The 17,925-nt window shown below is 70.5% G+C and carries 17 protein-coding genes and 1 pseudogene; 6 read left to right on the forward strand and 12 right to left on the reverse strand.

Features of this window, described 5'->3' with window-relative positions; translation table 11 throughout:
* Positions 1–14: 14 nt before the first annotated feature.
* The 4 genes from GF068_RS01750 to GF068_RS01765 all read right to left on the reverse strand — a co-directional run bounded on the left by GF068_RS01750 (position 15) and on the right by GF068_RS01765 (position 5,219).
* Positions 15–521: a hypothetical protein gene (locus GF068_RS01750; RefSeq protein ID WP_153817542.1), complete on the reverse strand. Its 507-nt coding sequence runs from the start codon at positions 519–521 to the stop codon at positions 15–17.
* A complete protein-coding gene (locus tag GF068_RS01755) occupies positions 518–1,813 on the reverse strand; it encodes a ribonuclease H-like domain-containing protein (RefSeq protein ID WP_153817543.1) in 1,296 nt (431 codons plus the stop codon). Before GF068_RS01755 ends, GF068_RS01750 begins: the two co-directional genes overlap by 4 nt.
* Before the next feature lie 521 nt (positions 1,814–2,334).
* Positions 2,335–3,909, reverse strand: coding sequence for a tetratricopeptide repeat protein (locus GF068_RS46815; protein WP_153817544.1), 1,575 nt, complete (start codon positions 3,907–3,909; stop codon positions 2,335–2,337).
* Positions 3,906–5,219 carry a hypothetical protein gene (locus tag GF068_RS01765; protein WP_153817545.1) on the reverse strand — a complete coding sequence of 438 codons (1,314 nt, stop codon included), beginning with the start codon at positions 5,217–5,219 and terminating at the stop codon, positions 3,906–3,908. The genes GF068_RS46815 and GF068_RS01765 overlap by 4 nt, the downstream gene beginning before the upstream one ends.
* Before the next feature lie 133 nt (positions 5,220–5,352).
* Between GF068_RS01765 and GF068_RS01770 the strand changes: the two genes are divergently transcribed.
* Complete coding sequence (locus GF068_RS01770; protein ID WP_153817546.1) at positions 5,353–5,859, forward strand: J domain-containing protein; 507 nt, start codon at positions 5,353–5,355, stop codon at positions 5,857–5,859.
* A 151-nt stretch (positions 5,860–6,010) separates the two neighbouring features.
* On the opposite strand, the gene coaE is transcribed toward GF068_RS01770, so the two are convergent.
* The 6 genes from coaE to GF068_RS01800 are packed head-to-tail and all read right to left on the reverse strand — an operon-like array spanning position 6,011 to position 12,375.
* Positions 6,011–6,625 carry a dephospho-CoA kinase gene (gene coaE, locus GF068_RS01775; protein ID WP_153817547.1) on the reverse strand — a complete coding sequence of 205 codons (615 nt, stop codon included), beginning with the start codon at positions 6,623–6,625 and terminating at the stop codon, positions 6,011–6,013.
* A 1-nt stretch (position 6,626) separates the two neighbouring features.
* Positions 6,627–7,196 carry an NUDIX domain-containing protein gene (locus GF068_RS44095; RefSeq protein ID WP_153817548.1) on the reverse strand — a complete coding sequence of 190 codons (570 nt, stop codon included), beginning with the start codon at positions 7,194–7,196 and terminating at the stop codon, positions 6,627–6,629.
* A complete protein-coding gene (locus tag GF068_RS01785; protein WP_153817549.1) occupies positions 7,193–7,843 on the reverse strand; it encodes a cysteine hydrolase family protein in 651 nt (216 codons plus the stop codon). The genes GF068_RS44095 and GF068_RS01785 overlap by 4 nt, the downstream gene beginning before the upstream one ends.
* Before the next feature lie 16 nt (positions 7,844–7,859).
* Complete coding sequence (locus GF068_RS01790; RefSeq protein ID WP_338046162.1) at positions 7,860–9,245, reverse strand: nicotinate phosphoribosyltransferase; 1,386 nt, start codon at positions 9,243–9,245, stop codon at positions 7,860–7,862.
* Between the two features lie 32 nt (positions 9,246–9,277).
* Positions 9,278–10,627 carry a cation:proton antiporter gene (locus tag GF068_RS01795; protein ID WP_338046163.1) on the reverse strand — a complete coding sequence of 450 codons (1,350 nt, stop codon included), beginning with the start codon at positions 10,625–10,627 and terminating at the stop codon, positions 9,278–9,280.
* The gene (locus GF068_RS01800; protein ID WP_153817550.1) at positions 10,609–12,375 is read right to left on the reverse strand and encodes a glycoside hydrolase family 15 protein; all 1,767 of its coding nucleotides are present in this window, start codon (positions 12,373–12,375) and stop codon (positions 10,609–10,611) included. Before GF068_RS01800 ends, GF068_RS01795 begins: the two co-directional genes overlap by 19 nt.
* Positions 12,376–12,587: 212 nt before the next feature.
* Here GF068_RS01800 and GF068_RS01805 point away from each other — a divergent pair, with 212 nt between their 5' ends.
* Positions 12,588–13,082 carry a MarR family winged helix-turn-helix transcriptional regulator gene (locus GF068_RS01805; protein ID WP_153817551.1) on the forward strand — a complete coding sequence of 165 codons (495 nt, stop codon included), beginning with the start codon at positions 12,588–12,590 and terminating at the stop codon, positions 13,080–13,082.
* A 5-nt stretch (positions 13,083–13,087) separates the two neighbouring features.
* Complete coding sequence (locus GF068_RS01810; RefSeq protein WP_153817552.1) at positions 13,088–13,474, forward strand: hypothetical protein; 387 nt, start codon at positions 13,088–13,090, stop codon at positions 13,472–13,474.
* Positions 13,475–13,478: 4 nt separating this feature from the next.
* On the opposite strand, the gene GF068_RS01815 is transcribed toward GF068_RS01810, so the two are convergent.
* Entirely contained in the window at positions 13,479–14,087 is a 609-nt protein-coding gene (locus tag GF068_RS01815) for a type II toxin-antitoxin system RatA family toxin (RefSeq protein WP_153817553.1), read from the reverse strand.
* A gap of 128 nt (positions 14,088–14,215) precedes the next feature.
* Between GF068_RS01815 and GF068_RS01820 the strand changes: the two genes are divergently transcribed.
* From GF068_RS01820 to GF068_RS44725, 3 genes and pseudogenes are all read left to right on the forward strand, one after another.
* A complete protein-coding gene (locus tag GF068_RS01820; protein ID WP_153817554.1) occupies positions 14,216–15,397 on the forward strand; it encodes a hypothetical protein in 1,182 nt (393 codons plus the stop codon).
* Between the two features lie 103 nt (positions 15,398–15,500).
* Entirely contained in the window at positions 15,501–16,322 is an 822-nt protein-coding gene (locus GF068_RS01825; protein ID WP_153818321.1) for a CDP-alcohol phosphatidyltransferase family protein, read from the forward strand.
* Positions 16,323–16,615: 293 nt separating this feature from the next.
* Positions 16,616–17,155 (forward strand): annotated as a pseudogene (locus tag GF068_RS44725) (phosphatase PAP2 family protein); the annotation flags it as partial.
* 44 nt (positions 17,156–17,199) lie between these two features.
* Here the strand turns inward: GF068_RS44725 and GF068_RS01835 are convergent.
* Positions 17,200–17,898, reverse strand: coding sequence for a cob(I)yrinic acid a,c-diamide adenosyltransferase (locus GF068_RS01835; RefSeq protein WP_153817556.1), 699 nt, complete (start codon positions 17,896–17,898; stop codon positions 17,200–17,202).
* Positions 17,899–17,925: the final 27 nt, after the last annotated feature.

Here is a 17,925-nt window from a genome sequence, read left to right on the forward strand (position 1 = left end):
GCAAACTCGCTCTCTCACTCCAGGGCCCGTCGCACGAGCAGCGCGCCCAGGCGCTTCGCCGCGCGGCGCAGGGACTCCTCCCGGGTCGCATGAAACGAGGTGGGATCGTCCTCGCGCGCGGCGAACTCACGCACGGTGACGTCGGACCCCACCCGCTCGGGAGGCGCCCCCTCGGCCCGACGCACGAACGCTCGCCCGCGCAGCGTCCACGTCACGGCCTGCGCGAGCGGCGCGCCCTCCCGCGTCGCGACCCCCGGCGCCGCGCCCCCCTCCTCGACACGGACGAGCTCGACGACGAGCGCCGGACATCGCCCTTCGCCGCGAGGATCACACGACGCGAGGCGCCCCGCGGCGGCGAGCTCGGCGCGCGCCCCCTCGACGACCGCCTCCTCGGCGAGCGCGGAGGCGACCACGCCCGCCGGCACGACGGCGAGCGGCTCGCCCGCCGCGGGGCCCACGATCCGATACCCGCACCCGGGCGCCACGAAGAGCCCCACGAGCCCGACGACGAACCACCTCACGGCCGCTTCTCGAGCTTGCGCCGCAGCCGCGCGCGCCTCTTCTCGGCGGCCGGCTCCGCTTCCCCGGTCCCGCGCTCGACGAGCGCGAGCGCCGCAGCGAACGATTTCACGTGGTGCTCGTAGAGCTTCGCGAGCTCGAGCCGCACGGAGGGGTCGTCGATTTCCTCGGCGAGCGCCTCGTAATCGAGCAACGCGCGCGCCTTGTCCCCGCGCGCCTTGGCGATGTCGCCCCGCGTCCGCTTGGCGAGCGCGCCGCCGCCCCGCACGACGGCCGCCTCCGCCGTCTCCGCCGCGCGATCGAGCTCGCCCGCGCGCCGGAGCGTCTTCGCCACGCCCGCGAGGTCCGCGCCGGGCAACCCGCCATGCATCGGCTCGCCGTAGAGACCGACGAGCGCGACCATCGAGAGCACGTCGTGCTCGTTGTGGGTGACGACGCCGGAGAGCGCGCCTTCGTCCGCGGTGCGCAGATAGTGCATGTAACAAGCGACGACGTCCGCGCCGCCGACGTCGCCCACGCGCTCACGCCCGAGGACCTCGCTCTCGATCGCGGCGAGGGTGCGGCTCTTCAAGCGATGGCCGTGGATGCGACGCGCGACGTGGACGAGGTCGAGGTGCGGCAACTCGCGTGGCGCCGGCATGCGGTTCATGACGCAACGCGCGCGGAGCAAGGGCATGTCGAAGGCCTTGCCGTTGTACGTGACGATCATCGAGGCCTCGTCGAGCCTTCGCGCGAGCAGCTCGAGGATCGGCGCCTCCTCGCCGAGCCGTCGGAGGAGGGCCTGCTCCAGGACGAACGCGCCTTCTGCCTCGTCGTAGAACGACATGCCGAGCAGAAACGCGACCGTGCCCGTGCCGCCTTGCAGGCCCGTGGTCTCGGTGTCGATGAAGAGCGCGCGCCGCGCGTCGCAGGTCGCGAGCCTGGGATCGAGCGCGAGGAGCGAGAGCAGGGCGGGCTCCGCGTCCCGCGCAGCGACGAGCGGCGCCCGGCCGACCCGCGCCGCCGGCGGCGCGCGATGCCGGCGCACGTACAGCGGGCCGCGCGAGGTGTGCTCGACGAAAAAAGGAAGCTCGGTCCGCGTGGGATCGGGGCGCGGCGCGGAAGGCGCGGCCTTGCCGAGGATCCGGGCGATACGATCACGGAGATCGTCGAGCGTGGGCTTCGACGCGAGCGCGGCCGCGGCGTTCTCGGGGACGGGCGCGGGCGCGGGAGCAGCGGCGGGCGCGGGCGCGGGTGCGGGCGCGCCCCCGGGCATGGGCGGCAAGCGGGCGAGCTTGGATGCAAACGAGGCCATGCGCTGCCGAGCTCAGGCTGCCACGACGAACACTGAACATCAAGACAGGGATCACGAGGGCCGGGTGGCGTTCCGCGAGGGCCGGGTGGCGTTCCGCGAGGGCCGGGTCGTGTTCCACGAGGGCCGGGTGGCGTTCCGCGAGGGCCGGGTCGTGTTCCGCGAGGGCCGGGTGGCGTTCCGCGAGGGCCGGGTCGTGTTTCGCGAGGGCCGGGGCGTGTTCCGCGAGGGCCGGGGCGTGTTCCACAAGGGCCGGGTCGTGTTCCACAAGGGCCGGGTCGCTTCCCGCAAGGGCGGAGTCGTTCCCCGCAAGGGCGGAGTCGTTCCCCGCAAGGGCGGGGTCGTTCCCCGCAAGGGCGGAGTCGTTCCCCGCAAGGGCGGGGTCGCTCGCAACAAGGGCGGGGTCGCTCGCAACAAGGGCGGAGTCGCTCGCGACAAGGGCGGGGTCGCTCGCGACAAGGGCGGGGTCGCTCGCAACAAGGGCGGAGTCGCTCGCAACATGGGCGGGGTCGCTTCCCGCGAGGTCACGTGGGCGGGATGGCGAGGGCGTCGATCTTCCGAAGGATGGCGCGGGCGGCCTCGGCTTGGCCTGAGCCAAGGGCGGTAAGGGTCTCGACGGCTTGCTGAACGAGCCGGCGGCCGTCTTCGTATCGGCCCACGCCGACTTCGAGCTGACCAAGCAAGAGTTGCGAAGAGGCGCGGCCGGCGGCATCGCCGATCTCCTGCTGAATGGTGATGGCCTCCCGGATCGCGGCCTGCGCCTCGATGAGCCGGCCCTGCAACGCATGCACGTTCGCAAGCTGCCCCAAGGACGCGGCGACGCCTTGACGAAAGCCGGTGCGCTCGTTGAGCGCAAGGGAACGTTCGAGCAGCCCACGAGCCTCCTCATACTGCTCCTGCAATATCTCCACCTTCGCAAGCGCGTAGAGGGTCGCAGCCATGCCGCTCCGGTCACCGAGCTCGGAAAGGATGGCAATCGCCTCCAGCAGGAGCGCCCTGGCCTCTACGTACCGCTCCTGCGCAGCCTCGACCCCAGCAAGCACCTGCAGGGATGCAGCTCTACTCACGCCGTCTCCGCTCTCCGTGTAGAGGGCCGTCGCCTCCTGGAGGTAAGTCCTGGCCTCGGCGTGCTGCCCTCGGAGCGAAGAAATGAGACCGAGCGCGTTGAGGCAATTGGCCCGACCGTACGAATCCGACGGGTGCTCGAACGCGACGAGGCACTCCTGGAACAAGGCCTCTGCGGACGAGTAGTGCCCCTGGTGTAACTCGACGCCGGCGAGCGCGTACAGCGCCCTTGCCAAGTTGCGTTGATCGTTGCGCGCTGCAGATGCGGCCCTCGCGCTCTCCGCCCGCGCCTGCGCTTCAGCATACCGCCCCTGAGCGAGGAGGAGCTTGGCTTCGAGCAGCACACGCTCCGGCACCTCGCGTGCGTGTGCGTTCTTCATGTCGAACTGCGCGAGCAGATCCGCCGCTTCGTCGGGGTACCCGAGCTCGATCGCATGCGCGGCTGCGTCGAGCAACTCCCTCCCCGGCGCCCCCTCCCCCATCGGCGCCGGCCCCACCGCGATCGACCGCGCCTCGATCGCCGACAGCATCTCCTTCAGCTCCGGCGGATGCTCCTCCCAGAGCCACGTCCGCGCGATGTCGCAGAAGTCCGGCGCTTTCATGCGCATCTCCATCGCCGCCGCGCGATGCACGAGCACGATCCACATCACCGGGAAGTCGCGTACGAGCTCGTCCCGCTTGATGTTGAGCTCCCCCATCAGATACTGCCGCTCCTCGGCCTCTTCGAGCCGCTCCAGGATCAGCACCTTCGTCCCCGCCTCGGGCGCGCACGTCTCCTCCAGCGTGCGCCACAGGCTCTTCTTCCGAGGCCCCACCTCATCGAGCCGCAGCGTCCGCACCCCCGCGTACTTCGCCGACGTCCACGCGATGAGCGCGTCGCGCTTCCACGGCGTCGAGACCTCCACGACCGCCAGGCAAAAGCGCGCGTCGTACATCCACTCGACGAAGCGGCGATACGCGCGCCCCATGTCCTCGCCGAGCAGCGCCTCCGGCTCCCACGTCCGCGGAGGGATCGCCGCCGCGTCGTCCGTCACCGCCGGAGCTCCTTCAGCTCCGCGATCAGCGGGTGGATGTCGTACCAGCCCTCGCCGTTGTACTTGAAGACGAACCGGTAAAAGAGGAGGTTCAAGGACCGCGGATCCGCCGTCACCTGCTTCGTCTCCGCGATGTCACGCAGCGCCGGCCACCAGTCGTTGACGTTGATCTGGTCCCGCATCCGCTGCTTCTTGTAGGCGAGCGCCTTCTCGACGTCCGCCTCCAGGATCACGTCTCCACGCGCGAACTCTGCCGAGAGCGACGTCAATTCGAGCAGCTCCCGGATCGCGCCACCGCTCGCCGCGATCAGCCGATCACGCGCCTCCTTCTCGGGGATCATCACCCCCACGTCGATCCGCTTCCCGAGCGCCTGCTCCAGCAAATCGCGGCCCGGCGCGCCCGCGTCGAACTCGTCGTACCGCTGCTCGGGCTTCCGCAAGCGCACCGTGAAGAGGTCGAAGCACGCGTACCGATCATCGAGCCGCGCCGACTTCGGCTGGAGCAAGAGGCTCACCGGCGGTGTGAGGAGGAGACAGCAACGCAAGCGCCGGATCCGATCGGAGGTCGCCACGAGCAGCTCGTCGATGACCGTGGGCTCGTACCGATCGAGGTTGTCGATGACCACCAGGAGAGAACGCCCATCGAGGCGCTCGTGCGCGGCGTCCAGGATGTCGTTGACGCTCTGGAGCAAGGTCCCGGGGTACTGCTTGAGGACCTGCTTCACCTCGGTCCGGTATTCACTCTCGTACTTCAGGAGCGTCCTCGCCTGCGCGAAGAGGCTCGCCACGAACGGCGCCGCGAGCTTGCCCTCGGCGCCCGTGACGACGTCCGCGCCGAGGCCATGCGCCCACCTGGTCGTCCGGACCTTCTCGGCGAACCACCCCTCGACACGCTCCAGCAGTTCTTGCGGCAGTTCCTTGCCGATCCGGCGCATCTCGGCCTCGACCGCGATGGCGATGTTGAGCAGGAGATCCTCGACCTCGATACGGATCGAGTCCATCTCCAGCGTGGCCTCGATGTAGACGGGCAGATAGAGGTCCGCGACGTCGCGGAGGACCCGCTGGATCTCCGTCGTCTTCCCCGCGCCGCGGTGGCCCACGAAGGCGGCATGGAGGAGCTCGCCTCGCTCCGTCTTGCGGAGCCGCCTGATCAGCCTCTCCGTCGCGTGATCACCTCGCCCCTCGGCCAGGTCCAGGAAGCGCGGGTCGTCGCCTTGCAGGGGGGACTCCGTGTTGCACGCGCGCATGACCGCGCCGAGCGTCCGCGCGAGCTCGACGGTCGGCTTCGTGGGGGCGACGAGGTTCGACATGAGGGATCGGCCGAGAGGCTAGCAGCCCCCCACGGAGGCCGCGAGAAAGCTGCCGGGCCGCTCCTCGCGCCCTGTCAAGGGCGGATCGGCCTCGCTCCTGGCCCGCCTCCCGGCCATCCTTCTCCCCGAACCCATGCCCGGCGTCGTCTCCATCACCACCACCAAGCGTCGCCGCTACCTCTGGTGTGCGTGGTGGACGGGCGAGCCCACGCGCGCGCCCTTCCGCAAGCCCGATGCCTTCTCCGGCGGCGCCAGGACCCTCGAAGAGGCGCGCAAACAAGCCGAGCGTGCCGCGGGCCAGCCGCTCCGCGAGGTCGAGGCGATCTGGGCGCGCGCCTTCATCCGCGTGCAGGCGGGGCAGCCGCCCTTCGTCGACAAGAAAGAACGCTCCCGCCGCGAAGAACCACCCCCCGACGACAAACGACAAAAACGTCGCCGCTTCGTCCCCTCGGTCGCCGAGCCTGACACTTGCCCCTTCGTGGTCCTCGGGCTCCCGCGAACTGCCTCTCCGGACGACATCCGCCGTGCGTTCCGCCGCCTCGCGCTCGAAACCCACCCTGATCACGGCGGCGACGCGGCCTCCTTCATCCGCGTCACCTGGGCCCGCGACGAGGCCACGCTCCGCGCCAAACGCGCCTAGCAGCCCCCTCACCGCTCTTCCCACGGGCCCGTGGGAAGAACTGCGCATCGCGCAGTTCTTCCCCCCTCGGTCCAGGCCGTGCCTGGTCCGGGGTCGAGGGGGCGGACAGCCCCCCGCGGGGTCTGGGGCGGCGCCCCAGTCCGGCTCTCCCCTATCCCTCCGCCGCCTTCGCGCGGATCGCTGCGAGCACCTCGTCGGCGCGCTGGATCGTCTCCTCCATCGTGCCGCTCGTGTCGATCACGTGGTCGGCCACCTTCACCTTCTCGGCGACGGGCATCTGCGCGTGGATCCTCGCGAGGGCTGCTTTCTCGTCGATGCCGTCGCGCTCCATCGTGCGCTTCATCTGGAGCTCCTCGGGGGCGCTCACCACGACGAGGGGGCGGAAGGCGTCCTGCATTCCGTTCTCCACGAGCAGCGCGGCCTCGTAACATGCGAGGGGCTCGCCGCGTTGCGCGAGCTCCTGCGCGAGGACCATCGTCCTCGTCGCGATGCGCGGGAGCAGGATGCGGTTCAGGGCGCGGCGCTTGTCCTCGTCGCCGAACACGATCGCGCCGAGCTTGGCTCGATCGAGGGTGCCGTCGGGCCGGAGCACGGCTTCGCCGAAGAGCTTTACGATCTCGGTGAGGCCACTCGTCCCGGGCGCGACGGCTTGCCGGGCGACCTGGTCTGCGTCGATCACTTGCACGCCTTGCTCGCGGAAGCGCGCGGCGACTGTGCTCTTGCCGCAGGCGATTCCGCCGGTCAGGCCGAAGAAGACGAAGGGCATTTCATCCTCGCGCGAGGGCCGCCGCGATCGCCTTGCATGCTTCGTCCTTCTCCATCGTGCGACCGAAGAGGAGCGGGGCCAGGCGGTCTGCGTGCGTCTGGAGGTGGCCGAGGGCGCGGCGGAGGATCTCGTCGTGATCGAAGGCGAGTGAGCCTGCCTGTTCGCCGTCGGCTCTCAGGAAGGGGTGCCCGTTCGGGTCGATGCGTATCGAGAAGAACTTCGCTGCGCTCGCGTCGTCGCCGCCCACGGCTTCGTGGCGACGATGTGCCGGGAGGATCGCGACGTGGGCGACGCTCACTACCCAGCCGCGGGGATCACGGCCGGGGCGTGAGAAGACGCCGACCTCTTCGATGGGTAGCCCCCGCACGCCTGTCTCCTCGACGAGCTCGCGGGCTGCGCTCTCGAGCACCGTCTCGGAGGGCTCGCAGAACCCGCCCGGGATGGCCCATCGCCCTGCGAAGGGGTCCTTGCCGCGCTGGATCAAGAGCACGGAGATGTGGCCCGCGTCGTCGAGGGAGAACGTCACGACGTCCGCGGTCAGGCTCGGCTTCGGGTAGTCCTTGTCGCTCATGAGATCACCTCCGCCGAGGTCGAGAGCTTCACGCCTGCGCGCTTCATCTCGTCGAATGCGCGCGTGACGCCTTCCTCGGTGATGCCCGCGATCGCGTCCGTGACGAGCGTCGTCGTGTAGCCGCGCTCCGCGAGGCCGAGGGCCGCGGCGCGCACGCAGTAGTCCGTGGCCACGCCGAAGACGACGAATGACAACGGCTCGCCGATGCGGGCTTCGAGGGCCTTCAGGAAGGGCTCGGCGAGCGGGTTCGCGAAGAGGCTGTAGACCTCCTTCTCGAAGTACAGGCCCTGCGTGTCGCCGCGGACGACCTCCTCGACGATCGGGCTGATGGGCGCATCCGGCACGTTCGGCACGAAGCGGAAGCGCGGCGGGAGCGTGCCCTCGACCTTCAGCCAGCCCGGCGTGCCCTTCACGCAATGGTCCGGGAAGTCGGGCTTCTCTCCGCTCGGACCGGCGCGACCGCTGGAGGCGAACTCCCACGCGTCCCACGCGTGCGAGTCGACCGAGCCGAGGATCGGGATCCGGTGCTCGACCGCGTGCGCCACGAGCTTGCGCATCACGTCGTTCGGCGATCCTGGCACGTACAGGGCGCCCGTCGGCTCGCAGAAGTCTCGCTGCACGTCCACGTCGACGAAGATCGTTCGCATGCTCCTCCCCCCTTTCCTACGTCGCAGCTCCGACGACGCGCGCGCGGACGTCCTCCACGAGCTCGAGCAGCCGCGTGGAGGGCACGGCGCGGAACGGCTCGTCCGTGCGCTCCGTGGGCGACGGCGCCTCGTCGAACACGTGGAGCGCCTCCGGCAAACGCGCTAGCTCCCGCGCGACTCGCGCTCGCACGGCGTCGAGGCTTTCGGCCGGCGCCGTGCGCGCGCCATTTTTCATGCGCGGCACGAGGAGCGCCTCGGCCTCCCCTTCCCCGAGCGCGCGCGGGTCTTCGTCCTCCAGGGCGATCACGTCCCGCGCGAGCACGCCCGCCTCGCCCGTGAAGCGGTAGACCTGATGCGGCCCGGGGAACGTGGCCTTGCCCTCGGAGAACTTGCAGATGGGGACGACCCTGCCGTCCTGCTCGATCTCGACCAGCTTGTAGACGCCGCCGAGCGCGGGCGAGTCGATGCTCGCCACGAGGTCCGTGCCCACGCCGTAGAGATCGATCGGCGCGCCGGCGCGGCGAAGCGCCTCGATCTTGTACTCGTTGAGATCTCCCGACGCGACGATCTTGGCCGACGTGCAACCGGCCGCGTCGAGGATCGGGCGCACCGCGCGCGAGAGCGCGAGCAGATCACCCGAGTCGAGACGCACGCCCTTGAGCTTGTCCTTCGCGATCCGCGCGGCGCGCTCGGCGCCGCGGAGCGTGTCGTACGTGTCGATGAGCAGGATCGTCGCGCTCGGGAACGTCGAGACGTAGCCCTCGAACGCCGCCTCCTCCGTGTCGTGCGCCATGGTCCACATGTGCGCGGCCGTGCCCATCACCGGGATGCCGAAGCGCTTGCCCGCCTCCACGTTCGAGGTGCCCACGAAGCCCGACGCGTACGCGCTGCGCGCCGCGTCGACGGCCGCGTCCGGGTGCGTGCGGCGCGCGCCGAACTCGATCACGCCCGCGCTGCCCGCCGCCCGCACCACGCGCGCCGCCTTCGAGGCGATCATCGTCGCGTGGTTCAAGGCCGAGAGCAGGAACGTCTCGACGATCTGCGCCTCGATGATCGGCGCCGAGATCCGCACGAGCGGCTCGTTCGCGAAGACCACCGTGCCCTCGCGGACGGCCGAGACGTCGCCCCGGAACCGGAAGCGCCGCAGGTACTCGACGAACGGCTCGGTCATCGCGTCGCGTAGCGCCGGGACCTCGCGGAGGTAGCGGATCTCGTCCTCCGTGAAGCTCAGGTTCTCGAGGTAACCGAGCAGCCGCTCGATCCCCATCGCGACGAGGTAACGCCGGCGGCGCGGCAGGCGGCGCACGAACATCTCGCACGTCGCGCGCCTGTCTTTCATGCCGCGGTGGAAGTACCCCGCGGCCATCGTGAGCTGGTAGAGGTCGGTGCGAAGCGCGTCCACGAGATCGGTGTTACGAGCACCGCCTCGTGGGGTCAATGTGCGTCGGGGCTCGGCGCCTTCGGCAGCTTCGACGCGCGCCGGGCGAGGCTCCACTTGAGCGCGGGCGGCGTGACCATCGTGGTGACGATGACCATCGCCACGACGGCCGAGAAGACCGAGCCCGAGATCACGGGCTTGCCGCCCACCGTGAGCGACTGGCCGATGTTGGCGAAGATGAGCCCGACCTCGCCACGCGGGACCATGCCGATGCCGACCGTCAGCCGATCGACCCCCTTGCCGACGCCGAACGAGCAGACCTGCTTGCCGACGATGGCCGCGAACGTGAGGCCCAGCGCGAGCAGCGGCACGCCCGGCTGCGCGAAGGCGCGGAGGTCGGTGCGCATGCCCATGAGCACGAAGAAGACCGGCACGAGGAAGGCCGAGATCGGCTGGATGAGGTGCTCGAGCGTCGACTCGCCGCGCGTGACGAAGTCGCGGAAATGCAGGTCCTCGAGCACGAGGCCGGCCGCGAACGCGCCCACGATCGGCGCGAGCCCGATGACGCCCGCGAGCCACGAGAGGAGGAAGCAAAACGCGAGGCCGAGCGCGAGCAAGACGCCGCGGGCGCGGAGGCGCGAGGCGATGGGGAAGAGGCGCCGCGAGACCTTCGCGCCGATCACGAGCGACCCGACGAGGAAGACGAGCGCCTTGCCGAGGATGATCGCGATCGCGCCGTAGCTCATCGCTCCGCCACGATCCGCCGCGCCGATGATGCCCGTGACGACCGCGAGGATCACGAGGCCGAGCACGTCGTCGATGACGGCGGCGCCGAGGATGACGCGCGCCTCCGGGCTCTGCGATTCCTTCAGGTCCTGCAAGACACGCGCGGTGATGCCCACGCTCGTCGCGGTGAGCGTGGCGCCGAGGAAGGCGTGCACGTACGGCCCCGCCTCGGGCAAGAGCCACGCGCCGAAGAGCCAGCCGAGACCAAAAGGCGCGACCACGCCGAGCGTCGCGACGATGAAGCTCGTGACGCCCACCTTGATCATCTGCGCGACGGTCGACTCGAGCCCGACCTCGAAGAGGAGCACGAGCACGCCGAGCCGCGAGAGCATGTCGATGCTCGCGTCGGTCTTGATCGGCTCGAGCGCCGAGACGCCGAACGCCCCGAGGTTGCCGAGCACGACACCCGCGACGAGCTCGCCGAGCACCGCAGGTTGACCGACGCGCACGGCGAGGTCGCCGCCGAGCTTGGCCGCGGCGAGGATCACCGCGAGGTAGAGGACGACCGCGCCGACGGGATCGGCGTGCGCGCCACCCTCGGAGCCGAAGGCGATCGAAGGCGCGAGCGCGGCGACGAGCAGCGCGAGGAGCGTGACTGTTTTCAGAGGATGTCGGACCACGGGGGAGAAGACGCGAAGGCTGCGTGGATGAGGCCCACGTGCGAGTAGGCCTGCGGGAAATTACCCCACATCCGCAGGTTCCGGGTCTCGTAATCCTCCGAGAGCAAGCCGAGCGGCGAGAGCGCGGATCGGGCGCGCTCGAGCACCTCGCGCGCCTCGGACTTCCGTCCCACGGTCGCGAGCGCCTCGCACAACCAGAACGTACAGATGATGAACGCCACGCTCGTCTCGCCGAACTCGTCCCCGCGGTAACGCATGAGCCAGCCTCCGTGGGAGAGGCGCTCGCGGATCGCGTCGATGGTGCCGTGCAGGCGCGGATCGTTCGGGGGCAAGAAGCGCAAGGGCGCCATCTGCAGGAGCGCCGCGTCGAGCTCCTCGCCACCATAACTCGACACGAACGAGTTCAGGTCCGGGCGCCAGGCCTTCTCGAGGATCTCGGCGCGGATCCGATCGGCCGCGGCGCGGTAATGGCTCGCGCGCTCGGGCCTGTGGCGCGCGGCGACGCTCGCCATGCGGTCGGCGGCGCACCAGCACATGAGGCTCGAGAACGTCTGCGGGCCCGCGTCCGAGCGGAACTCCCAGATCCCCGCGTCGGGCGTGCCCGCCACCTCGATCGCCTTCTGCGCGAGCCGCTCCAGCAGATCGAGCCCGTGCTGCGATCGTTCGGCGACGAAACGATCGTCGAGGAAGACCGGCGCGAGCGCGAGGACCATCTCGCCGAAGACGTCGTGCTGGAGCTGCGTCGCCGCGGCATTGCCCACGCGCACCGGGCGGTTGCCCTCGTAACCAGGCCAGTCGTCGAGGATGAACTCCTCGAGGTCGGGCGCGCCGTCGACGCGGTAAAGCGGGCCGAGCGAGAGCGAGGGCGCCGCGGAGGCGGCGATGTTGAAGAGGTACTGGATGAACTGCTCGCGCTCCTCGAAATGGCCGAGCAGCCGGAAGGCCGCGAGCGCGTAGTAGGCGTCGCGCAGCCAGCAGTAGCGGTAGTCCCAGTTGCGCCCGCTGCCGGGCGCCTCGGGCAGGCTCGTCGTCATGGCCGCGACGATCGCGCCCGTGTCCTCGAAGCAATGCAGCTTCAAGGCGAGCGCCGAGCGGATGACCTCCTGCTGGAAGAGCGGCGGGATGTCGCAGTGCATGACCCAGCGCTCCCAGTACCGCTTCGTTTGCCCGAGGAACTGCTCGCAGACCGCGGGCAGCGAGTCCTCGAGGGGCGGGCCCCAGGCGAGCACGAGGTGCTTCTTGCCCGTGAGCGCGAAGGGGACGTCGGTGACGTACGAGAGCGGAATGTCGGTCGTCAAGCGGAGCGGCGCGGCGAAGCCGTCGTAGCGGATGTGGTTCGATCCGACGAGCCTGCCAGGCGTGCCCTTGCTCCAGCCGAGGCGCGGCTCGCAGCGGACGCGCACGCGGGGCGTGCCCTCGAGCGGCTCGATGATGCGCACGATCATGGTCGGCCGGAAGAACCGATCGTTCTGGAAGTACCGGGGCGCGAAGTCGATCACCCGGAAGGAGCCCGAGGACGAGCGGAACGTCGTCTCCAGGATGTTGGTGTTCGGGAGGTATCGCTGGACACCCGGCTCACCACCCGCCGGCCCCACCGTGAAGACCCCCCCGCCCTTCTCGTCGAGCAGCGTGGAGAAGACCGGCTCGGCGTCGAAGCGCGGCAGGCAACACCACACGATCGACCCATTTCGGTCTATCAGCGCGGAATACTGGCAGTTTCCGATGACGCCCAGATCTTCGAGTCGCACGCCCGAGAGGATGGCCCGTTCGTCGTTTTCCCTCAAAAGGAAAACCGTCGGAGGCAAAAATATCCCTCTCGGGAACCTCCCGATGGGTCGTTCCGACACGTCCACCGTCGCCGCCGCGTTTGGAATGTGCGGTCGACCCTTCGACGGTCTCGATCGTCGGGGCGAGGTGGGCTAGCGTGGCTCGCTCGGCGGAAAGGGAATCGGCTCGGTTTATGGGCGCTGCACCCAGCGATAAGAGCGAAAAGAAGAAACAGAAGGCGGACAAGGCCGAGAAGCTCGGCGAGGTCCTGGATTTCATGCGGCTGCTCTGGGCCGTGGACCATGCGCTACAGTCGATGTCGAAGCGCATGGAAGCGTCGCTCGGCGTCACCGGCCCGCAACGCCTGGTGATCCGGATCGTCGGACGCTTCCCGGGGATCTCGGCGGGCGAGCTCGCGAGCGTGCTGCACATCCACCCGAGCACGCTGACGGGGATCCTGAAGCGGCTCGAGGCACGCAACATCATCGGCCGCAAGCCGGATCCGGACGACGCGCGGCGCGCGCTCTTCGAGTTGACGGCGAAGGGGCGGGACGTCGACGGCCTGAAGATCGGCACGGTCGAGGCCATCGTGCGGCGCTCGCTCGCGAGGATGCCGCCGCGAAAGGTGGCCTCGGCGCGCGACGTGCTCAGCTCGCTGGCCGTGTCGCTCCTCAACGAGAAAGAGTGACGGGCATGCGAGAGCTCCGCGCCGCGATCCTCCTCGCGATGCTGCTCGGCGCGTGCGGCGGGGGTGATCCGGAGCCCACGCCCCTGCCCGACGACGGGCGGTACCGCCCGCCGGCGAGCGGGGAACGCACGACCGAGGCGATCGCGTGCGATACGCTCGTCGACGCCCACGCCGACCGCATGCTGAAGCTCGGCTGCGCCGGCACGTCACGCACGTGTCCAGGCTTCTTGCGCGCGGAGTTCGGCGCGGAGTGCCTCGAGTACGACAAGGGCAGCGTCGACGGCTGCCTCGCGTTCTACGCCTCGAAGACGACGTGCCAGGAGCTCAATGACGCGCTCGGCGCGTGCGTGATCACCGCCTACGAGGGATCGACGCCGGCCGGCTGTCCGTGAGGCGTCATCTCTTCCCCTCCACGAACGATCGCATCGCGACCACGCCCTTGCTCGCGCCTTTCAGGTTCTCGGCGTTGAGCAGGCTCGCTGGCAGCGGCAGGCGCGGCAGCAGGAAGACCTCGAGCTCGAGCTCCGTGTGGCCCGCGTCGATCGACCGCAGGCGCCACACGGCGCGGAAGTCCTTCACGTTGCCCTCGAGCATCGCGACGTCGTAGGTCTCCACGCCCGCCGCGTCTCGCGCCTTCTTCACGGCCATCCGCGCCCAGAAGCGCGCCGCGCCGTGCAGCGCGGTGACCTCCATGTAGACCTCGCGCTCGCCGCTCTTCGTGCGCCCGAGGACCTTCGATCGGCTGTAGTGCGGCATGAACCGCGCGTACTCGCCGAACGCGAGCACCCGCGCGCGCACCGCGTCGATCGGCGCGGACACGATCACCTTCGCGCGCCCTCGCACGAGGCTCGATCCCGGGATCGGCACCGCCACCGGCGTCGGATCCGCGCGAAGCTGTGGCCTCGCCAGAGGCTCCGCGCGCGCCTCCCCGGCCCCGAGGACGGCCACGAGCCCAAGCGCCCCGAGCCACCTCGCGCGCCCCCCACCCCGCGTTTGATGCTGCATGCGATCGATTGTGGTCCAATAAACACATTCGCGCACTTCTGTGGTGTGAGGGCGGAGCAATCCGTTGCCAGCGTGTGTCGTGGCCGAGGTTGAGTAACACGGCATACTGATTCTGAGGGGGAAAACCGATGAATCGTATGTCTTGGATGTTCTCGTGGGGGCTCGGGGCGGCGCTCGGGGTGATGGGCTGCGGGGGCGAGGAGGCGCCGCCGCAGGCCTCCGGGACGACGGAGCCCGAGGTCCCGGCCACGACGGACGCAGGCCCCGACGCAGACGCGGGTCCGGGGGGCGAGGAGGCCGCGTGCGCCCCGGTCAGCGGGACGATCGTGGTGAGCCAGGAAGACGGGCTGACACCTGCAATCCTGTGGGCAAACGGGAGCTACCTGATCGCGTGGCAGACGCGCACGGGCGGGACGGAAGAGGTGCGCGTGGCGCGCATCGGCACGGACGGCAGTGTGTCGCCCGCGCACGTGGTGGCGACGCTCGCAGGCACGCAGGCGCTCCCCTCGTTACACGCGACGAGCAGCGGGCCGATGGTGACGTGGCAGGACACAGGGCTGTCGGGGCTCGTGATCCAGGCGCGCACGCTCAGCGCCGACGGCACGCCGACGGGCGCCACGATCCAGCTCGGGACGAGCGACGCGACCGAGGCGCGCCCCAAGGCCGCGCCCTTGTCGAGCGGGCTCGCAGTCACATGGATGGAGACCCCCGGCGCGCGTCTCGGGCTCGTCAGCGGCGGGGGGATGGGCTCGATGACGTCGCTGCCCGGCGCGCGTTTCCCGGCGCTCGCGAGCCGCGGCAGCGAGCTCGCCGTCGCCTGGAGCACGGGCGCCGAGCTCTCCGTCGCGCGGACGACGGGGATGCCCGGCGGATCGATCGCGGGGGCGATCGTGCGGACGGGCGCCGGCGAGGCGCGCCTGCCGAGCGTGGCGATCGACGGGAGCGGCGCGACGCTCGTCGCCTGGGAAGACACGCGCGCGGCGGAGGAGCGTATCTACCTCTCGCGCGTGAACGCCGGCGGCACGAAGGAAGGCGAGGTGCGCGTGGAGGACACGGACGGCAGCGCGAACTGGCCCGTCGTGACCGTCATGGGCGAGCGTACGGCGGTCACCTACTACCAGTTCCAGGGGGGGCCCTCGTCGATCTACATGGCCGTCTTCGGGCCGGGCCTCACGCGTGATCGCGGCATCCTCCGCGTCTCGGGCAAAAACGCGAGGTTCCCGGCCGTCGCCTTCACGGGCAGCGAGCTCGGCGTCGCCTGGTCGGAGAAAGACGCAGGCGTCCGGATGCGTCGGGTCGCCTGCGACTGAGCCCCCGGAGCGAGCGAACGAGCGAGCAAACCATGCAGCGCGCCCGCCCGAAAAGGGCGCATCTTCGGCGGGCGCGCCGCATGCACCAGCCGCCGTCGTGACCATGGTCATCACGCTCGCGGCGCTTCTCCTGTGCACGGTGGTGGTCGCGTCCTACGCGACCCGTGTGGCCCGCTCTGGACGGGCGGCGCATCCGCGCCTCGGTCCCTCGCCCGGCAGCGCGCTCTTGCCCGGCTGGCTCGTCGAGGCCTTCTACTGGGCGTTTCACGCGCCAGGCCGGGCGCTCGTCGCGCTGCACGTCTCGCCGGACGCGTGTACGTACGCCTCGCTCGTGTTCTGCTGCGCGAGCCTGCCGCTCGCGGCGACCGGGCGCTTCGCCGAGGCCGCGGCGGTCATCATCGTGGGCGCGATCCTCGACGCCCTGGACGGCATGGTGGCGCGCGCGCGTGGCATCGCGTCGCCTTCGGGCGCGGTGCTCGACTCGTTCGTCGACCGCATCGCCGACGCGGCGCCCTTCATCGGCCTCGCGATCTACTACCGGCACAACGTCGTCTCGCTCGTCATCCCGCTCGCGGCGATGGTGGCCTCGTCCCTCGTGAGTTACGCGCGGGCCAAGGCGGATCAGCACGGCCTCGTGCTCCCGAACGGCCTCATGCGTCGCCACGAGCGCGTCGTGTACCTCTCGGCGTCGCTCTTCCTCGGGCCGGTCATCCCCTACACGCAGGCGCTCGGCGGCATCCCGCGCCCGCTCACGCTGCTCGGCGTCGGCCTCGTGGCGGTCGTGGGTACGGTCGCGTCGTTCGTGCTCGTCGCGAGGACACGCGCGGCGCTGCGAGATCCTCGGCTCGTGACGGCGAAGAGCCCCCGCCCCGAGTTCGCGCCGAAGAGCGCCGAGCCGCGCGGGCCGCTCCCCGTCGAGCATTGAGGCGACGTATGGTGGCGCGAGCGCGCGCGCTGTTTTTCCTGCCGGCGCTGTACGCGGCGCTCGTCACGGCCGTCGACCGGCCGCGCTGGGACCTCTTCTTCGTCGCGGCCCTCGCCACGACGACGGCCCTCGGGGGCGAGCGCGCGCGCCGCTTCTACCTCGGCGCGATCCCTCCGCTCACGCTCTTCGTGCTCTACGACGCGCTCCGGTACCTGTGGCCCGCCAGCGTCTCGGCCTCGCGTGTGCTCGGCTGCGAGTTACGCGACGTGGAGCTCGCCTTCTTCGGTATCGGCATGCACGGCGCGATCGTCACGCCGAACGAGTGGCTCGCTCGCCTCGCCCACCCCGCGCTCGATCTGCTCTGCGCCCTGCCCTACGGCGCCTACCTCTACGTCATGGCGCTGCACTACGGCTACCTCTGCGTGAAGAAGCCCGACGAGGCGCGCACGTTCACGAGGCTCGCGATCGGCACGCACGTCCTCGGCTTCGCCACGTACCTGCTCCTGCCCGCGGCGCCGCCCTGGTACGTCGCGACGCACGGCTGCGCGATCGACCTCGCGGCGCAAGGCTCGCCGGCCGCGCTCACGCGTGTCGATGCGCTGATCGGGTACGGCTACTTCGCGTCGATCTACGGGCACGGCGCCGTCGTCTTCGGCGCGCTCCCCTCGCTCCACGTGACCTACCCGCTGTACGGATTGATCGCCACGTGGCGCACGGCGAGCCTACCCTCGCGCGTGCTGCAGATCGCCTACACGATCGTGATGCCGTTCGCCGCGATCTACCTCGGGCACCACTACGTGATCGACGTGGTCCTCGGGCTCGCGTACGTGGGGATCGTGTACGGCCTCGTCCTCGTGGTGGGAGACGCGCCCCCTCGTCAGCGGGCCTTCGACTGGCCCGTCGCCGACTTGTCCGGCTCCCAGAGCACCTCGCCCGTGCCGAGGTGGAGCGCGACGAAGCGGCTCCAGACGAAGAGCGCGTCGCTCAGGCGGTTCAGGTAGGTCACGGCCATCGGATCGACCTCGACCTCGCGCGCCAGCGACACGCACAGCCGCTCGGCGCGCCGACACACCGTCCGGCACACGTGGAGATCCGTGTTCGCGCGTGAGCCGCCCGGGAGCACGAACGAGCGCAGCGCGGGCAGCACCTCCTGGCACCGATCCATCTCCTCCTCGAGCCGCTCGACGTCCGCGGCCGTGACCCGGGGCTGCTTCGGGTGCACGTCCTCGGGCAGCGTGGCCAGGATCGAGCCCAGGTTGAACAGCTCGTGCTGCACGCGGCAGAGCGAGTCGGCGAGCTCGTTCAAGGGCGCCCGGCTCTCGGCGCGGGCGCTGCCTGCGGCGAGCCCTTCGAGGATCGACTGCCGGGCCGAGCCCATGAAGGCGTTCAGCTCGTCGACCGTGCCGTATGCCTCGATCCGCGCGTCGTCCTTGGGGACGCGCTGCCCGCCCACGAGGCCCGTGTCGCCGGAGTCCCCCTTCTTCGTGTAGACGCGGTTGATGGTGATCCGCGGCTTGTTGAACGTGCGGGTGCCCTCCGCCGGACCCGGCTCCCCCTGCTTCGACTCGTCCGCCATGGTCCGGGCGTCCTAGGACGCCGGCCG

The sequence above is a fragment of the Polyangium spumosum genome, from assembly GCF_009649845.1.
In the GTDB taxonomy this organism is placed as follows: domain Bacteria; phylum Myxococcota_A; class Polyangia; order Polyangiales; family Polyangiaceae; genus Polyangium; species Polyangium spumosum.